Below are 15,658 nucleotides of genomic sequence, written 5' to 3'. Positions count from 1 at the left end.
AATGTAGCTATGCCCACGAACGAAATGCGCAGGCGCGAATGGATCGCAGCGGGCTACAAATCTGACATGGGCAGCGCAATTGCGAGCTTCCCACCAGCGGACAGCTCTAAGATCCGCCTATACAACCTCACCAGCGTCGAACACGCTCTCAGCAACATCGAGAATCATCGTCTCAAGGTATCTCGCTTCGCGGATCTGAATGACCCTTTCGAGCTGCTTGCCGCAAACTTCAAAGAACACAAAACGCGTCAGGTTGTAAGGGATTGGAAGGATAAAAACCATTCTCGGATGGGCCTACTGTGCTTCGCCGGAGACTGGTCAGAACCGGTAATGTGGAGCCATTATGCGGAAAAACACGCAGGTATTTGCCTAGGGTTTGACGTCTGCCGCAGCCAGGTGCAGCAGGTCAGCTATCAAGACGACCGAATTCTGGCCGCACTTGGCCCAAAGCAAACACCGGCCGAGTTGAGTGAGGAATTACAACAACAGTTATTGTGTACCAAGTCCGCGGGATGGCGTTATGAGGAGGAGTACCGTCGATTCATTAGCTTGGAAACTGCGGATGCTGACGGTGCCCTACATTTCTGGCCTATGCGTAGAGGTATTCAACTGAGAGAAGTAATCCTAGGCCCCCTATGCGACGAGACGATCAATTCGGTAAGACAGAAGGTTGAGCGCCATTTTCCAAACGCCGTTGTATTTAAAGCCAGACTTGCATTTCAGTCTTTCAAGATTGTACCCGATGTATTGACGCTGACCCCAGATTGACCCAATTGCCGCCGCAAGACTGCCCCATCTCCAAACCTGCAAAAATCCAGCACAAATAATGATTCACGAGGAGTCAAACTGGGTCAGTGAAATCTCGGCAACTGGATCAACTCGGCATCAGCGTCAATAGGCTACTGAACTGATTGGCTAGTTCTAATCTGTCGCATCGTTCTGAATGCCCCCAATCAGGTAGAGGTGTCTGTGACCGGTTATGACCGATCTCTGTCAGCCCTGACAAGCAGTGCCGGCCAGAAGCGGATGGATTTGCTTTGGCCTGAGCAGGCTATTCTTGAGGCTCAGGGCATCTACAAAACAGGGGCGATTGATGAAGGACCGTAGTCACGATGATGCAATGGCAGAGCTTTTCCAGGCTGATCCGGCGTACGCGGCTGAGCTGCTGGCCGAGGTTGTTCGTGATGGTGATGCGGAAGAGTTAGTCATCCTAGGGCGGCAGCTATCGGCAATCGTTGCCACGACAGAGGCTAATCCGGCTTCTTGAACGTTTTACTTGTTATGGTATTTTTCATGGTTTTTTGATTTTCATATTTATTAATTCTCTGTTTTATAATGATTTTTTTTGTTAATTGATAATAGAGTGGGAGTGATGGGGAATCTAGCGCTGGATTCGAAGTAGCGCAGTAGGGGGTTTCACCAATGCCAGTCAGTTATGCTGACTGGCATTTTTGTTTTCAACGAAGCGCTAAGGCTGGCGTAGGCTTTAAAGAAATTGTGACCGAATCAAATCCGTTTCGAACGGTGTTATGCCTTGCTCAGGCGCAAACACCACCTCTGCCTCCTGCGGTGAAGCCACTCGTTCTCCCCGTGCCCGAACATGTAAATCGAACAAAGTCTCCAACTCCGGCCTTGGTGTATGCACCAAAGCTCGTAGCATCAACGATACCCCGCTGAGATTGTTCTGCACGTTGTTCCACCATGGGGACGAAGTGAGCCCCAGATCCGCCCAGATCACGCGTCGTTCCTGCAAGTCCATCACGAATGGCAGACAGATAACTGTGTCGGATGCGATGTCGATACGGTCGAACACGGAGCGTGGCTCGAATACTTCACCCGACGCCGTGTCGGCGCGGGCCATCCAGCCAGCGAAGCATTCTGGAAGATCGCAGTACGGCTGCTCGGTAAATGAGTTGATAGACGTGACGACATAGCGGATACCCTTCTTGACGAGCACATCAAGGTCGAGGTCGATGAACTCCGAAGCGCCTTCGGGGGCGTCGACGATGTCGCCACTGTGGTAGCCGCCAAAACCCGTCAAGTTGTAGTACGCGACCGTTTGTTTGAACACGAAGTTGACGTCGAAAAACGCTGCGGACAAGTCGATGTCGGTGCGTCCACGGCCGTTTTTCCACCACAGGAACAGGCGAATAAAACGTGTGTCAGGCATAGGCAACTGACTGCCTCGCACCAGCGTACGTAGCGACTTCGATGAGGCACGTTGCGCCAGCGGCACCTTGTAGTCGCGTAATGCCGGATCGATGAAACAACGACCTAGTGGCGGTAGCGACGCAAAACGCGTTACGAGAGCGTCTTCGCAAATTCGCGCTGCACGAGCCAACACGTGAGGAGCGAGAGGTTCGCGTCGATCCTTGATGCCATAGATTTTGGCAAATGCACCCTTCGGTGTGAAGGCCCGCAGGGGGAGGGGGCGCGGCGCACGGACGTGGGCCAGCAATTGCAGCAAGACAGGTGAGGACACTTGTGTTGCAACCGCCTCGAACGCGTCGAGAACCGACTCTGGTTCCGTCGCGCGCCGCAGGGTCACGTCCAGCCGTCGTGCGAACTCACCAGGACGGCTTTGTAGCAGGGGCGTGAGCGTGGCAATGTGACGCTGGGCAAGCAATGTTTCGACGCGTGATCCAAATGAGTCTGGTGCTTCGTTGCGACGTGCTGCCGTGATGGCGGCCAGTGCTCGTGAGTACTTATCGGCGTAGTCGCCCGGATGCAGTACTTCAGCCAGGCGTTTCCATCGCTCAGCGTGCCGCATCACATCTTCTGCAGCGTTGGGTATGGAGTCGAGCAGACGCAACAGCAGGCGGCGCGTTGAGCGCTTCATCGCTTTGAAACGTGTCGACGCGGTCGTCAGTGATACGTCTCCTCCACTCAGCGCGACCGCAAGTCGTAGAATGTCAGTTGCGGTTTCGACATTTCGCTCCAGAAATTCATCCACCCTCGCATCGCCGGCCACATGCAAAATAAGTGCGCCGCCAACCTGTGCGCGGATCTCGCGGAATGGGATGGCCTCAGGCAGCAGGCCGAACACATCGCTTTTGTACGTTCCAATAAACCAGACGACATCGGCGGTGTCAGCCTCGGAGAGCGATGTGCGCGATGAAACCAGCGGCTCGAGCAACGACTCGAACTCGGAGATGCTTCCCGGCTCGATAACGCGGGATATGTAGTCGCCTTCAAGCATCGCAGGTCGAGAGTGTTCAGTCGGTGGTAAACGCAGAAGCGTGAAGTAATGGATCACGGCGTTAAGGTACAACTCCGCCTCTGAGGCCGTGAGAACCTGCTCTGGAAAGTCAGGATAAAACGGCCTGTGGTGTACGTGAGCGCCGGTTTCCCGCCGAAGGACCCCCATAATTTCGCCCAGCCAGTGCTTGAGTTCTGTCGCGGACAACCTGCCGATTTGCTCAATCAAAGGCTCTGACAACACGTATCGGAATGCTGCGACTTCCCGCACAGCCGACGCGACCTGAGCGCGCGTGGCACCGCCAGTGCCCATCGGGACGTGAACTTTGCTACGGCGACGCAGGAACAGTTGCTGATTCATGCTTGATTTTTTCCTTGGCCGCCGTTGTGGGTGAGCTGCAGCATCGTGCTGCAGCTGATGTAAAAACGCCTGCAAGTAGCAGGCGCAGTGTGGAGAGCGAAACCCCTAGGTCATAGGAGGTTAGAAGGAAGGTGTTCCATAGCCACGCAGGCATCCTACGCAAGCAGCTAGGTGTTTGTCAGGTCGCTTCGTATCTCAACGGTAACAAGCTGCTTCGCCAGAAGATTGGTGGCTGATGAGCGACAAGTCGCTTGTACAGCGACCAGGCTTACCTAACCTTCACCACAACCTTCCCCTTGGCACGACCCTGCGCCAGATACTTCAGCGCCTCCACCGCCTGTTCCATCGGAAAAACCCTGTCGATCACCGGGCGGATAATCCCCGCATCAACGAGCCCACCCATTTCATTCAGTTGCCCACCGTCAGGGCGCACAAAAAGAAACCCGTACGAAACACCGTGCTTTTTCGAAAGCCGAATAATCTTGCGGCTCATCAGCCCGAATACAAACCCAAGCAAGCCATTTAACCGCCGAGCGCGGGCAAAGGCTTTATCCAGTGGCCCAACGAGGGAAATAATCTTGCCTCCAGGCCGCAGGATGCCGACGGATTTTTCAATAGCGTCGCCTTTTGTTGTGCCGAGCACCACGTCGTAGCCGCGCAGCACCTGCTCAAATTCCTGGGTTTTATAATCAATCACCTCGTCTGCGCCCAAGCTGCGCACCCATTCGACGTTCGCGGTGCTGGTGGTTGTGGCCACTGTGGCGCCCAGATGTTTCGCCAGTTGGATGGCAAAAGTGCCTATGCCCCCAGAACCCGCCGGTATGAATACTTTCTGGCCCGGTTGCAGATTGGCGCGCTCTTTCAGCGCTTGCCACGCCGTAAGCCCTACCATCGGCAGGGAAGCCGCTTGCACAAAATCGAGGTTCGCCGGTTTCAGCGTGGCGACGCTTTCCGGTACGGCGGCGTAGTCGGCGAGGGAGCCGGTGCCGAGGTCAAACAGGCTGGCAAAAATTGCATCACCGACTTTAAACCGCGTAACAGCGCTGCCGATCTCTAGTACCACGCCGGACAGGTCGCTGCCCAAAATAGCCGGCAGTTGAAACTTCAACACCGCTTTGAAGAGGCCCGTAGGAATCATGTTGTCGATGGGGTTCAACCCGGCCGCGTGAACTTCGACCAGCAGTTCGTTCGGCTTGATGGTCGGGCGGGAAACTTGCGCTAACCCGATGTCAGGCGACTTGCCATAGCGCTTGAAGGTGACTGCTTTCATGGTGTTGTGATTCCGATGTTATGCGTCTTGGAAAGCCGGATGGGCTGCGTGAACCTGAGGCGATGTCAGGCCAGGAACGCCAACGCTCTGGGCACAAAGTCAGCGTGGTGCTGAAACACGCCGCCATGGCCCGCATCCGGGTAGATCACCAGTTGCGCGTGGGGGATGCGTTGGGCCATATCGCGACTCAACGCTGTCGGTACCATGATGTCGTTGTCGCCATTGGCGATGAGCACGGGCATTTGCAGGCGGGCCAAGTCTTGCGGCGCCTGGCGCCCCCAGGCTTTTATAGCGTGCAGTTGGCGTAAAAAAGCGCGAGGTGTCAGCCCTTTGTCGCGGTCGACAACGCGTTCCTTTAGCCTTTTTAGAAAGGCGCGTGCTGCTTGTCTGCCACTGCGTGTGGAGGTGAAAAACAGATAAAATTTGGCATCGCGCAAGGTCAGCGCGCCCTTGAGCATCAGCGGCCAGGACAACGCGCCGACGCGATCAATGCCGGGGCCGCCCGCCGGGCCAGTCCCGGCCAAAATGAGCTTGCGCACAACACCCGGTGCCCTCAGCGCTAACGCTTGTGCGACAAAACCACCCAGCGAAAACCCCAACACATCGACCTGCGCAAAGCCCATTGTGCGGATCAACTCGAGCGTGTCCTGGGCCATCTCGTCTACCGTGAGCGGCGCGCTGCCACTCGATAACCCGACTCCACGGTAGTCGATAGCGATCACCCGATGATGGCGTGCAAGGCCATCGACGACGCGCGGATCAAAGTCATCCAGCACGGCGGTCCAATGGTTGAGCAGGATCAGCGGTACGCCGCTCTGCACACCCAACTCGCGATAGGCGAAGGCCGTACCGGCGACCATGGCTAGCTTGTTCGGTGCGTTGATGTAAGACCGCGCGGCGAGCGGGTCGGGGGTTGAGCGACTCATCATGACTACCTTGGTGTGAAGGGCAACGCTCAGGCTTGTGGTTGGTAGCGCTCGGCGACATGCGCTTGCCGAATGTCCGACAGCAGCCCTTGGCGCGCGCCATCCAGTGCATTCCAACGGTCTGCAACGTGCAGCGGCGGAATGGTCACCAACTCGCGGCGGTCGAAACCGACCAGTGCGGCGTCGACCAATTCCTCAACGCCCATCACCTCGGAGAGTGTGTTGACGTCGAACCCTGCGCGCTCCCAGATTTCGGTGCGGGTTGCGGCCGGCAGTACCGCCTGTACGTAGACGCCTTGGGGCGCCAATTCCAGGTTCAGGCCTTGCGACAGGAACAGCACGAAGGCTTTGCTGGCGCCGTAAACCGTCATGCCAAATTCAGGCGCCAAACCGACCACCGAGCCGATGTTGACGATCGAGCCCGCACCAGACTGCGCGAAACGCGGGGCAACTGCGGCGGCGAGTCGCGTCAACGCAACCACATTGAGCGTGATCAGCGTGGTGATGGCCGCAGCGCTTTGCTGAGTGAAGGCACCCGCGTGGGCGATGCCGGCATTGTTGATCAAGGTGCCGATCTCGGCGTCGTCACGCAGGCGTGTTTCGATGCGCGCGAGGTCATCAGGGTGGGTCAAGTCGGCTTGCAGCACCTCCACAGCAACCGCGTGCTCCTCGCGCAGTCGCACCGCCAAGGCCTCCAGTCGCGCTTTGTCGCGTGCGACCAGCACGAGGTTATGCCCGCGCTGAGCAAATCGTTGGGCATAGAGGGCGCCAATACCGCTGGAAGCGCCGGTGACAAGCACAGTGGGTAGCGTGTTCATTGAGAGTTTCCTTTTGGATAGACCTGCGCCTGCGCAGAAATTTGTGTCGCTTCGGTAATGACCAAGCCTGCCGAGGCGCGATTGCGTGTCAGCGGCGCCATCAGGGTGCGATGGGTCAGCGTCAGCTTGCCCAAAGCGTAGGGTTCAAACAGTGCTTGCTCAGGCATGGGTTCTGCTTCGGGTGTGGGGAACGGCTTTAATAATTACGACTGAACTCTAAAATGTCAACGGTTTGATGTCGATCGACATCAATGTATACTCGCGGCTTGTGTGAACAACGTTTGGGTCAAGCATGAAAGTCACTAAGCAACAGGCGCAGGCAAATCGCGCGCACATCATTGAAACGGCGTCGGCGCTGTTTCGAGAGCGCGGCTTCGATGGCGTCGGCATTGCCGATTTAATGGCGTCTGCGGGCTTTACCCAGGGCGGCTTCTACAAACATTTCCGCTCCAAGGCGGATTTGATGGCGCAAGCGGCGACGTGCGGTATGGCTCAGTCTGCCGCGCTGGCGGAGGGTGCGTCGGCGGCTGAGTTTGTGCGGGTTTACCTTGCTCGCGAGCACCGTGACAACCGCACGGCCGGCTGTACGATGGCTGCACTGTGCGCGGACGCCGCGCGTAAAGAGGACGAGGTTCGAGCGGCTTTTGCCGCCGGTATCGAGGCACAGTTGGGGTTGCTGTGTGCTGACGCTGTGACGGCCGAAGGCGAAGAGGGCGCCCAGGCTCGCGCCACGCGGCTTGCCGCTATGGCGCAGGCGCTCGGCGCGATTGTGATGTCGCGGGCTTGCCCCGACGACTCGTCATTGGCCGATGAAATTCTGACGGCCAGTCGCGACGCGATCCTCGCCGCACTGCTGCCCGCCGAGCCTGCTGCGCAAGCCTGAAGGCTTAACGCCGCGCAATATCCGAAAAGTAAAACTTGTCCAGCGTATGCCGCGACTCGGTGTACTCGAACTGCCGCCCATCCTGCAAAAACGTCTGGTTGCTCACCACGATCACGTGGCTTTGGCCGTCGAGGTCCAGGTGTGCCTGGTCATCTTTGCTGCGGGGCAGGGCTTCGATGGTGCGTTGCGCGTAGCTGATCTGCAGTTCCAGCGTTTGCTCGATAAACGCGTAGATCGACTGTTCGGCGATCACGCTGTCCAGCCCCGGGATCAGCTCGGCGACGAAATGGTTGATGTCGAGGATCACCCGTTTGCCGCCGATGCGTCGCACCCGTTTGATACGCGTGATCAACGTGCCGGGCTCGGCTTCGATGTGGTGCAGCAGCGAACCTTCCAACGGTAACTGAGTGAATTCGACCACATCGGTGTGTACGTCGTCGCCGAGGTCTGCGTGTGTCTCGCGGAAGCTGACGATGCCGCCCAGTTGAAATTCAATCGGGTTGGGCGACAGCACGAAGGTGCCTTTGCCATGGATTTTTTGTGCAAAGCCACGTTCCTGCAACTGCTCGATGGCACGGCGCACAGTCCCACGGCTGGCTTGGTAGGCGTCCATCAGTTCGGTTTCGGAGGGAAGGCGTGTGCCGCGCTGCAGGCGTTCAGTGGTGATGTTGGCAAGCAGATCGGTATAGATCTGGTTGTATTTACTCATGGGGATGGCTCTGTGCCCGACTCGATGAAGGTGGACTGCGCGTTCAAGGCAGGAACCTTAGTGGCAGAGGTGGCCTTTGTCCATTGCACACCGGTGGACTATCGGAAATGTCCGACTTCACATTCAGAAAATATACTTTGCGTAACTCGTCTATACGAGTTATTGCTTTAACTCGTACAGACGAGTACTTTTGCCCACGGCGTGCTGCCAATGACTGCCCCTAAATAAAAAAATCAAAGTGGATACCAAGCATGAGCCACGACTATCCGAATATTGCCCGCCAGATTCTCGAAAACCTCGGCGGCCGCGACAACCTTGAACAAGCCGCGCACTGCGTAACCCGCCTGCGCCTCGCGCTCAAAGACCCGAACCTGGTCAATGGCAGTGCGCTGAACCAGGTCGATCTGGTCCAGGGTTCGTTCTTCACCGGCGGTTTATTCCAGGTGGTGATCGGCCCCGGTGAAGTCGAAAAGGTCTACGCCGCGTTGCGCGAGCAAACCGGGCTCGCCGCCGCGACCATCGCCGACGTCAAGCAAAAGGGCGCCGACAAGACCAACGCCCTGCAGCGCCTGGTGCGGGTGTTTTCCGATGTGTTCATGCCGATTTTGCCCGCGCTGATCATCGCCGGCCTGCTGATGGGCGTGAACAACTTGATGGGCGCCAAAGGCATGTTCATCGAGGGCCAGACGCTGCTGGAGGCGTATCCGAACCTGGATGGCCTGTGGAGCCTGATCAACCTGATGGCCAATACCTCGTTCGTGTTCCTGCCAGCGTTGGTGGGCTGGTCGGCGGCCAAGCGTTTTGGCGGCAGTGAGATCCTCGGCATCGTGCTGGGCCTGATGCTCGTGCACCCGGACCTGCTGAATGCCTGGAACTACGGCAAGGCGGTGGCCGGCCTCGACGGCCAAAGCCTGCCTTACTTCGACATTTTAGGTGTGTTCCAGATCGAGAAAGTCGGCTACCAGGGCCAGATCCTGCCGATCCTGATGGCCGCCTACGTAATGAGCGTGATCGAGAAGTGGCTGCGGGCGCGAGTGCCTAATGCGATTCAACTGTTGGTTGTGCCGATCACCACCATCGTCGTCACTGGCGTGCTGGCGCTGGCGATCATCGGCCCAGTCACCCGCCACCTCGGCATCCTGATCACCGAAGGCGTGGTCACGCTGTTTGACCTGGCGCCGATGGTCGGCGGGGCGATTTTCGGCCTGCTGTACGCGCCGCTGGTGATCACCGGCATGCACCACATGTTCCTCGCCGTCGACCTGCAGCTTATTGCTACCCAGGGCGGCACGTTTATCTGGCCGATGATCGTGATGTCCAACCTGGCCCAAGGCAGCGCGGCGCTTGCGGTGTTTTACATGGCCCGCAATGCGCGCGACAAAAGCATGGCCTCGACCTCGGCGATTTCGGCTTATTTCGGCATCACTGAACCGGCGATGTTCGGGGTGAACCTGCGCTTCAAGTTTCCGTTTTATGCCGCCTTGATGGGCTCGGCGCTGGGCAGCATTTTCCTCTCGCTGAACAAGGTTACCGCCTCGGCTATCGGCGTCGGCGGCTTGCCTGGGTTTATCTCGATCGTGCCGCAGTCCATCGCGGTGTTTGTGGTTGGCATGATCATCGCGATTGTCGTGCCGTTCGTTTTGACCTGTGTGTTGAGCATGAAGATTGTTCGGCCTGGGTATCGCGTCGCCTGATCCAGCGCTTTCGCGGGCAAGCCCGCGCCCACATTGATTGCATTCCAAGCTGAAGGAGTCTCCATGCACAACTGGCAGCACTCGGTGATCTACCAGATCTACCCAAAAAGCTTCCACAGCCACGCGGGTAACGCCACCGGTGACCTGCTGGGCATCGTCGACAAACTCGACTACCTGAAATGGCTCGGCGTGGATTACCTGTGGATCACGCCGTTCCTGCGCTCGCCGCAACGCGACAACGGCTACGACATCAGCGACTACTACGCCATCGACCCCAGCTACGGCAGCATGGCCGATTGCGACCGGCTGATCAGCGCGGCGGCCACGCGCGGCATCAAGCTGATGCTCGACATTGTGGTCAACCACACCTCCATCGAGCATGAGTGGTTTCAGCAAGCGCGCAGCAGCCTCGACAACCCGTACCGCGACTTTTATATCTGGCGCGACCAGCCGAACAACTGGCAATCCAAGTTCGGTGGTTCGGCCTGGGAATATGAAGCGCAAACCGGCCAGTACTACCTGCACCTGTTCGACCACACCCAGGCCGACCTGAATTGGGATAACCCCAAGGTGCGCGCCGAGGTATTCAAGTTGATGCGCTTCTGGCGCGACAAAGGCGTGGGCGGTTTCCGCCTGGACGTGATCAACCTGATCTCCAAACCCGCCGATTTCCCCGAAGACAACAGCGACGGCCGCCGCTTCTACACCGACGGCCCGAACGTGCACGAATACCTGCAGGAAATGCACCGCGAAGTCTTCGCAGGGCATGACCTGATCAATGTCGGCGAAATGTCATCGACCCGCCTGGACCACTGCATTCGTTATTCAAACCCGGCGTCGAAAGAGCTGTCGATGACCTTCAACTTTCATCACTTGAAAGTCGATTACCCGAACCTGCAGAAGTGGGTGAAGGCGGATTTTGATTTCTTGCAACTCAAGCAAATTCTTTCCGACTGGCAGATGGGCATGCAGGCCGGTGGCGGCTGGAACGCGTTGTTCTGGTGTAACCATGATCAGCCGCGGGTGGTCTCGCGGTTCGGTGACGACGGCGAGCACCGCGTGGTCTCGGCCAAGATGCTCGCCACTGCATTGCACTTCCTTCAGGGCACGCCGTATGTGTACCAGGGCGAAGAAATAGGCATGACCAACCCGGGTTTCGACACGATCGAGCAGTACCGGGATGTCGAGACCTTGAACATCTTCCGCCTCAAGCGCGATGCCGGCGAAACCGAGGCCTCGAGCATGGCGGCGATCATGCAAAAGTCGCGCGACAACGGCCGCACGCCGATGCAGTGGAACACTGAGGCGAATGCCGGTTTCAGCCTTGGCAAACCGTGGATCGGCGTGGCGGCCAACGCGGCGCAGATCAATGTCGAAGCTCAGTTGGATGACCCGGCTTCGGTGCTGCATCACTACCGCGCGCTGATTGCGTTGCGCCGCCACGAGCCGCTGATCCAGACGGGCATTTACCGCCCACTGCTGCAAGACCACCGCCAGGTTTGGGCGTACCTGCGTGAAGGCGCTGGCGAGCGCTTGCTGGTGCTGAATAACTTTTACGCCCAACCCTGCGAACTCCAACTGCCCGACCACGTGATCAACGCGGCCACCGAGCAACGCCTGCTGATCAGCAACTACCCCGACAGCCCGCTGCGCACGCGAACGGTGGCGTTGCGCGCTTACGAATCGTTTGTGCTGCACCTCAAGGACTGAGACCCGCTCCAACCCCTGCGTGAGCGTGCAGGGGCGCTTCGCCAAACCATAATAAAAATACCGGAGTGCTTTATGAAAACCACCCTAAAGCTGGGCCTGCTTGCGACTTGTTTCACTGCTCCATTTGCCGCTGAGGCGTTGGAATTCGCCGGTTACTTGCGCAGCGGCGCGGGTACTTCAACCGGCAGTGGCAAGCAACAATGTTTCCAATTGCCGGGGGCGCAAACCAAATACCGTTTGGGTAACGAATGCGAGCAGTACGCCGAATTTGAATTGCGTCAGGACCTGCTGACCTTCGATGACGGCTCGGTGCTCAGCGTCGATGCCATGGCGTCGCTGTACAACCAGTACGACCGCGCCCTGAAGTTTCAGGGTGAAGACAACGGTACAGCGCGCATGCCGCAGATGTACGCGCAATGGTCCAACCTGCCCAGCCTGAATGGCGGTTCGCTGTGGGCCGGCCGGCGTTACTACAAACGTAATGACATCCATATTTCCGATTTTTACTACTGGAACCAGAGCGCCACCGGCGGCGGTGTCGAGGACGTGCTGATCGGCGGCCTCAAGTACAGCTATGCGCTTTCGCGCAAGGACAACCTGTACCAGAAGCAATACGTCACCCGTCACGACTTTAACGTGGCGGGCTTCAAGACCAACCCCGGCGGTGAGCTGGAATTGGGTTTGAGCTACATCGACAAGGCCGGTGGGCGTGACGCCAACAGCGGCTGGGCGCTCACGGCGCAGCACGTGCAGCAACCGTTCCTCGGCGGCAAAAACAAATTCGCCTTGCAGTACGGCGAAGGCCCCGGCACCGGGCTGGGTTATACCGGCGACACCACTCTGGACAAGAGCAGCAAAAGCTACCGCGCCGTGGAGTTTTTTGACTGGCAGGTGACGCCGCGTTTTGGCGGGCAAATCGAGGCGGTGTACCAAAAGGACGTTCGCGCAGGCCGCCGCGATCAGAACTGGATGTCCATCGGTGTGCGCCCGGCGTATGCAATCAGCGAGCAGTTCAAGCTGGTCAGCGAATTTGGGCATGATCAAGTCGAGGCGGCCGGCGGTACGCGCAAACTGAGCAAGTTTACCTTCGCCCCGACCTGGTCACCCAACGGCGCGGATTTCTGGGCGCGGCCGGAAGTGCGTTTGTACTACACCTACGCCACCTGGAACCAAGCGGCCAAACGCGCGGCGAATGAACTGGCGGCGGGCTCGGCGTTGTCCGACACCGGCGCCTACGGCACGGCACGGCATGGCTCGAACGTGGGTGTGCAGGTCGAATACTGGTGGAAATAACCTGCACTCAGGTGGATGGGCTTTATGTGGGATCTGTGCATCCACCCAATGATTTTTACAGTACACAACAACAGGTGAAGTCATGACCACAACTCAACCCTTGCAACTGCTGGCGCCCCTGTCCGGCGTGTTGCTGGCGCTGGATCAAGTGCCCGACCCGGTGTTCGCCAGTCGCATGATCGGCGACGGCCTGTGCATCGATCCCACCTCGCAGACCCTTTGCGCGCCGTTGGCCGGGGTGATCAGCAATATCCAGAACAGTGGGCATGCGGTCAGCGTTACCGACGACAACGGTGTGCAGGTGTTGCTGCACATCGGCCTGGATAGCGTGAACCTGGCAGGTCAGGGGTTCACTGCTCTGGTGCAGGAAGGCCAGCGAGTCGCGGTTGGCGAACCGCTGATTGAATTCGATGCTGACTACGTGGCACTTAACGCGCGCAGCCTGTTGACCCTGATGCTGGTGGTCAGCGGCGAGCCGTTTGTGCTGCTGATGCCGGGGGGCGGTGTGGTGGAGGTGGGCCAGCCGCTGCTGCGCGTATCGCCGGGCGATGCAGTGCAAACCGTGGATCAAGAGGGCAGCGAAGCGTTGTTCTCCGAGCCGCTGACCTTGCCCAACGCCAACGGTTTGCACGCACGCCCTGCGGCGGTGCTTGCCCGCGCGGCGAAGGGTTTCAACGCAAGTATTTACCTGCACAAGTACACCCAGCGTGCCAACGCCAAATCGCTGGTGGCGATCATGGCGTTGCAAACGGTGCACGGCGACACCTTGCAGGTGAGTGCGGCGGGCGAGGATGCCGACGAGGCCATCAAGGCACTCACCGCTTTGTTGGCCGAAGGCTGCGGTGAGACGGTTGCAGCAACGGCCAAGGTGGTTGAACCGGTTGCGTCGGCAGCGTCGGCAACCGTGCTGCTGGGTGTGTGCGCGTCACCGGGGTCGGCGTTTGGCCAAGTGGTTCAAGTGGCTGAGCCTGAACTTAAGATCACCGAACAGGGCGCAGGCGAGGCTGGCGAACGTGCCGCATTGCAGCGTGGCCTGCTGGCGGCGAGTGAGGCGCTGCGCGCCCTGCAAGCCACGTCGGCCGGCAGCGCCCAGGCACAGATATTCCGTGCCCATCAGGAATTGCTCGAAGACCCGACCCTGCTTGAGCAAGCGCATGCCCTGCTGGCCAACGGCAAAAGCGCCGCCTTTGCCTGGAGCCGCGCCACGCTGGCAACCGCCACATTGTTCCAGGGCCTGGGCAATGCGCTGCTCGCCGAACGTGCGGCCGATTTGACCGATGTTGGCCAGCGCGTGCTGAAACTGATCCTGGGTATTCAAGACAGCACGTGGGACCTGCCCGAGCAAGCCATCCTGATCGCCGAGCAACTGACCCCGTCGCAAACCGCCAGCCTGGATACGCGCAAGGTCCTCGGTTTTGTCACCGTCGGCGGCGGCGCGACCAGCCACGTGGCGATCCTCGCGCGTGCGCTCGGCCTGCCGGCGTTGTGCGGCGTGCCGGTTGACGTGCTGGCATTGGCCAACGGCAAACAAGTGCTGCTCGATGCCGACAAAGGCGAGCTGCACCTGGCACCCGACCTCGCCGAAATCGCCCAACTGCAGGCCGCCCGCCAGCAGCAACGGCAGAGGCGACAGCGTGAAGTGGCGCAGGCTGCGTTGCCGGCCACCACCCGCGACGGCCATCAGGTTGAGGTCACGGCCAATGTTGCCTCTTTACACGAGGTAGAACAGTCGCTGACGTTGGGTGCCGAGGGCGTCGGTTTGCTGCGTTCGGAGTTTCTTTACCTTGACCGCAATCGCGCGCCCAGCCCGGAAGAACAGGCTGGCACCTACTGCGCAATCGCGCGTGCCCTGGGCACCCAGCGCAACCTGGTGGTGCGTACGCTGGATGTGGGTGGCGACAAGCCGTTGGCTTATGTGCCGATGGCAAGCGAGACCAACCCTTTCCTCGGTTTGCGCGGTATTCGCCTGTGCCTGGAGCGCCCTGAACTGTTGCGCGAGCAGTTCCGCGCGATCCTTTCGAGCGCCGGTTTGGCGCGGCTGCATATCATGTTGCCGATGGTCAGCCTGCTCTCGGAGCTGCACCTGGCGCGCAAGCTTCTGCAGCAGGAAGCGCTGGCGCTGGGGCTCACCGAGCTGCCGAAGCTGGGCATCATGATCGAGGTGCCGTCCGCTGCGTTGATGGCGGATGTTTTTGCGCCGCATGTGGATTTCTTTTCCATCGGCACCAATGACCTGACCCAATACACCTTGGCCATGGACCGTGACCACCCGCGCCTGGCCAGCCAGGCGGATAGCTTTCACCCAGCGGTGCTGCGTTTGATCGCTACCACCGTCAAGGTTGCACATGCGCATGGCAAGTGGGTCGGTGTGTGCGGTGCGCTCGCGTCCGAAGCGCTGGCGGTGCCGGTACTGGTCGGGCTGGGCGTGGATGAGTTGTCGGTGAGTGTGCCGTTGATTCCGACCATTAAAGCTACCGTGCGCGGTGTGGACTTGGCCGACTGCCAGCGCATCGCCCGCCAAGTGCTGGGCCTGGAAGAGGCCGCGCAAGTGCGCGAGGTGTTGCGCGTTTATCACGCGGCTATCGTTGAAACTTCACCTGCATTGGAGGGCTGAGCATGTTTGAAAAATTACAGCAGGCATTCTGGAAGGCCCTGACGCCGGATTTGATTGCGGAGACGGTGACGGTGGCGACACCGGGTGTGTTGTCGGCCGATGTGCTGAGTGCGTTGGGCGGGGCGGGTAACCTCAAGTCGCAACAGCGCGTGGCCCTGACGCGGGTGCGTGTGCAGTTGCTG

Annotated in this window: 12 protein-coding genes and 2 pseudogenes; 8 read left to right on the top strand and 6 right to left on the bottom strand. The window is 59.1% G+C overall.

The genetic code is table 11. The features are described from left to right. The first annotated feature begins 9 nt into the window (after window positions 1-9). Together AO240_RS05405 and AO240_RS28595 are read left to right on the top strand one after the other, a co-directional pair. Window positions 10-768: a DUF2971 domain-containing protein gene (locus tag AO240_RS05405; RefSeq protein ID WP_099235462.1), complete on the top strand. Its 759-nt coding sequence runs from the start codon at window positions 10-12 to the stop codon at window positions 766-768. A gap of 325 nt (window positions 769-1,093) precedes the next feature. After that, window positions 1,094-1,267: a hypothetical protein gene (locus AO240_RS28595; protein ID WP_177445781.1), complete on the top strand. Its 174-nt coding sequence runs from the start codon at window positions 1,094-1,096 to the stop codon at window positions 1,265-1,267. A 219-nt stretch (window positions 1,268-1,486) separates the two neighbouring features. Here the strand turns inward: AO240_RS28595 and AO240_RS05400 are convergent, their stop codons facing one another. From AO240_RS05400 to AO240_RS05380, 5 genes and pseudogenes are all read right to left on the bottom strand, one after another. Next, the gene (locus tag AO240_RS05400; protein WP_099235461.1) at window positions 1,487-3,559 is read right to left on the bottom strand and encodes a TerD family protein; all 2,073 of its coding nucleotides are present in this window, start codon (window positions 3,557-3,559) and stop codon (window positions 1,487-1,489) included. A gap of 268 nt (window positions 3,560-3,827) precedes the next feature. Continuing rightward, window positions 3,828-4,829, bottom strand: a complete 1,002-nt coding sequence (locus tag AO240_RS05395; RefSeq protein ID WP_099235460.1) for an NADP-dependent oxidoreductase — start codon at window positions 4,827-4,829, stop codon at window positions 3,828-3,830. 65 nt (window positions 4,830-4,894) lie between these two features. Beyond that, window positions 4,895-5,755, bottom strand: coding sequence for an alpha/beta fold hydrolase (locus AO240_RS05390; RefSeq protein WP_099235459.1), 861 nt, complete (start codon window positions 5,753-5,755; stop codon window positions 4,895-4,897). Between the two features lie 29 nt (window positions 5,756-5,784). Further along, on the bottom strand, window positions 5,785-6,573 hold the full coding sequence (locus tag AO240_RS05385) for an SDR family oxidoreductase (RefSeq protein ID WP_099235458.1): 789 nt from the start codon (window positions 6,571-6,573) through the stop codon (window positions 5,785-5,787). A 17-nt stretch (window positions 6,574-6,590) separates the two neighbouring features. Then, window positions 6,591-6,740, bottom strand: a pseudogene (locus AO240_RS05380) (alkene reductase); the annotation flags it as partial. Between the two features lie 125 nt (window positions 6,741-6,865). Here AO240_RS05380 and AO240_RS05375 point away from each other — a divergent pair. Then, window positions 6,866-7,456, top strand: coding sequence for a TetR family transcriptional regulator (locus tag AO240_RS05375; RefSeq protein WP_099235457.1), 591 nt, complete (start codon window positions 6,866-6,868; stop codon window positions 7,454-7,456). Window positions 7,457-7,460: 4 nt separating this feature from the next. Here AO240_RS05375 and treR read toward each other — a convergent pair whose 3' ends face one another. Beyond that, window positions 7,461-8,165, bottom strand: a complete 705-nt coding sequence (gene treR / locus AO240_RS05370) for a trehalose operon repressor (RefSeq protein ID WP_099235456.1) — start codon at window positions 8,163-8,165, stop codon at window positions 7,461-7,463. 251 nt (window positions 8,166-8,416) lie between these two features. Between treR and treP the strand changes: the two genes are divergently transcribed. From treP to AO240_RS05345, 5 genes and pseudogenes are all read left to right on the top strand, one after another. Beyond that, on the top strand, window positions 8,417-9,859 hold the full coding sequence (treP, locus tag AO240_RS05365) for a PTS system trehalose-specific EIIBC component (protein ID WP_099235455.1): 1,443 nt from the start codon (window positions 8,417-8,419) through the stop codon (window positions 9,857-9,859). A 63-nt stretch (window positions 9,860-9,922) separates the two neighbouring features. Further along, window positions 9,923-11,569, top strand: a complete 1,647-nt coding sequence (treC, locus tag AO240_RS05360; RefSeq protein ID WP_099235454.1) for an alpha,alpha-phosphotrehalase — start codon at window positions 9,923-9,925, stop codon at window positions 11,567-11,569. Window positions 11,570-11,641: 72 nt separating this feature from the next. After that, complete coding sequence (locus AO240_RS05355) at window positions 11,642-12,862, top strand: carbohydrate porin (RefSeq protein ID WP_099235453.1); 1,221 nt, start codon at window positions 11,642-11,644, stop codon at window positions 12,860-12,862. 82 nt (window positions 12,863-12,944) lie between these two features. Further along, window positions 12,945-15,476: a phosphoenolpyruvate--protein phosphotransferase gene (gene ptsP / locus AO240_RS05350; RefSeq protein ID WP_099235452.1), complete on the top strand. Its 2,532-nt coding sequence runs from the start codon at window positions 12,945-12,947 to the stop codon at window positions 15,474-15,476. A 2-nt stretch (window positions 15,477-15,478) separates the two neighbouring features. Then, window positions 15,479-15,658 (top strand): annotated as a pseudogene (locus AO240_RS05345) (PTS transporter subunit EIIB); the annotation flags it as partial.

The sequence above is a fragment of the Pseudomonas sp. ICMP 460 genome, assembly GCF_002723595.1.
GTDB lineage: Bacteria > Pseudomonadota > Gammaproteobacteria > Pseudomonadales > Pseudomonadaceae > Aquipseudomonas > Aquipseudomonas kitaguniensis.
This window is presented reverse-complemented; position numbering and strand designations above follow the sequence as displayed.

Excerpts from the sequence above, each read along its gene's own strand:
- AO240_RS05405 (WP_099235462.1), top strand. The coding sequence starts at position 10 with ATGCCCACGAACGAAATGCGCAGGCGCGAATGGATCGCAGCGGGCTAC.
- AO240_RS28595 (WP_177445781.1), top strand. The coding sequence starts at position 1,094 with ATGAAGGACCGTAGTCACGATGATGCAATGGCAGAGCTTTTCCAGGCT.
- AO240_RS05400 (WP_099235461.1), bottom strand. The coding sequence starts at position 3,559 with ATGAATCAGCAACTGTTCCTGCGTCGCCGTAGCAAAGTTCACGTCCCG.
- AO240_RS05395 (WP_099235460.1), bottom strand. The coding sequence starts at position 4,829 with ATGAAAGCAGTCACCTTCAAGCGCTATGGCAAGTCGCCTGACATCGGG.
- AO240_RS05390 (WP_099235459.1), bottom strand. The coding sequence starts at position 5,755 with ATGAGTCGCTCAACCCCCGACCCGCTCGCCGCGCGGTCTTACATCAAC.
- AO240_RS05385 (WP_099235458.1), bottom strand. The coding sequence starts at position 6,573 with ATGAACACGCTACCCACTGTGCTTGTCACCGGCGCTTCCAGCGGTATT.
- AO240_RS05375 (WP_099235457.1), top strand. The coding sequence starts at position 6,866 with ATGAAAGTCACTAAGCAACAGGCGCAGGCAAATCGCGCGCACATCATT.
- treR (WP_099235456.1), bottom strand. The coding sequence starts at position 8,165 with ATGAGTAAATACAACCAGATCTATACCGATCTGCTTGCCAACATCACC.
- treP (WP_099235455.1), top strand. The coding sequence starts at position 8,417 with ATGAGCCACGACTATCCGAATATTGCCCGCCAGATTCTCGAAAACCTC.
- treC (WP_099235454.1), top strand. The coding sequence starts at position 9,923 with ATGCACAACTGGCAGCACTCGGTGATCTACCAGATCTACCCAAAAAGC.
- AO240_RS05355 (WP_099235453.1), top strand. The coding sequence starts at position 11,642 with ATGAAAACCACCCTAAAGCTGGGCCTGCTTGCGACTTGTTTCACTGCT.
- ptsP (WP_099235452.1), top strand. The coding sequence starts at position 12,945 with ATGACCACAACTCAACCCTTGCAACTGCTGGCGCCCCTGTCCGGCGTG.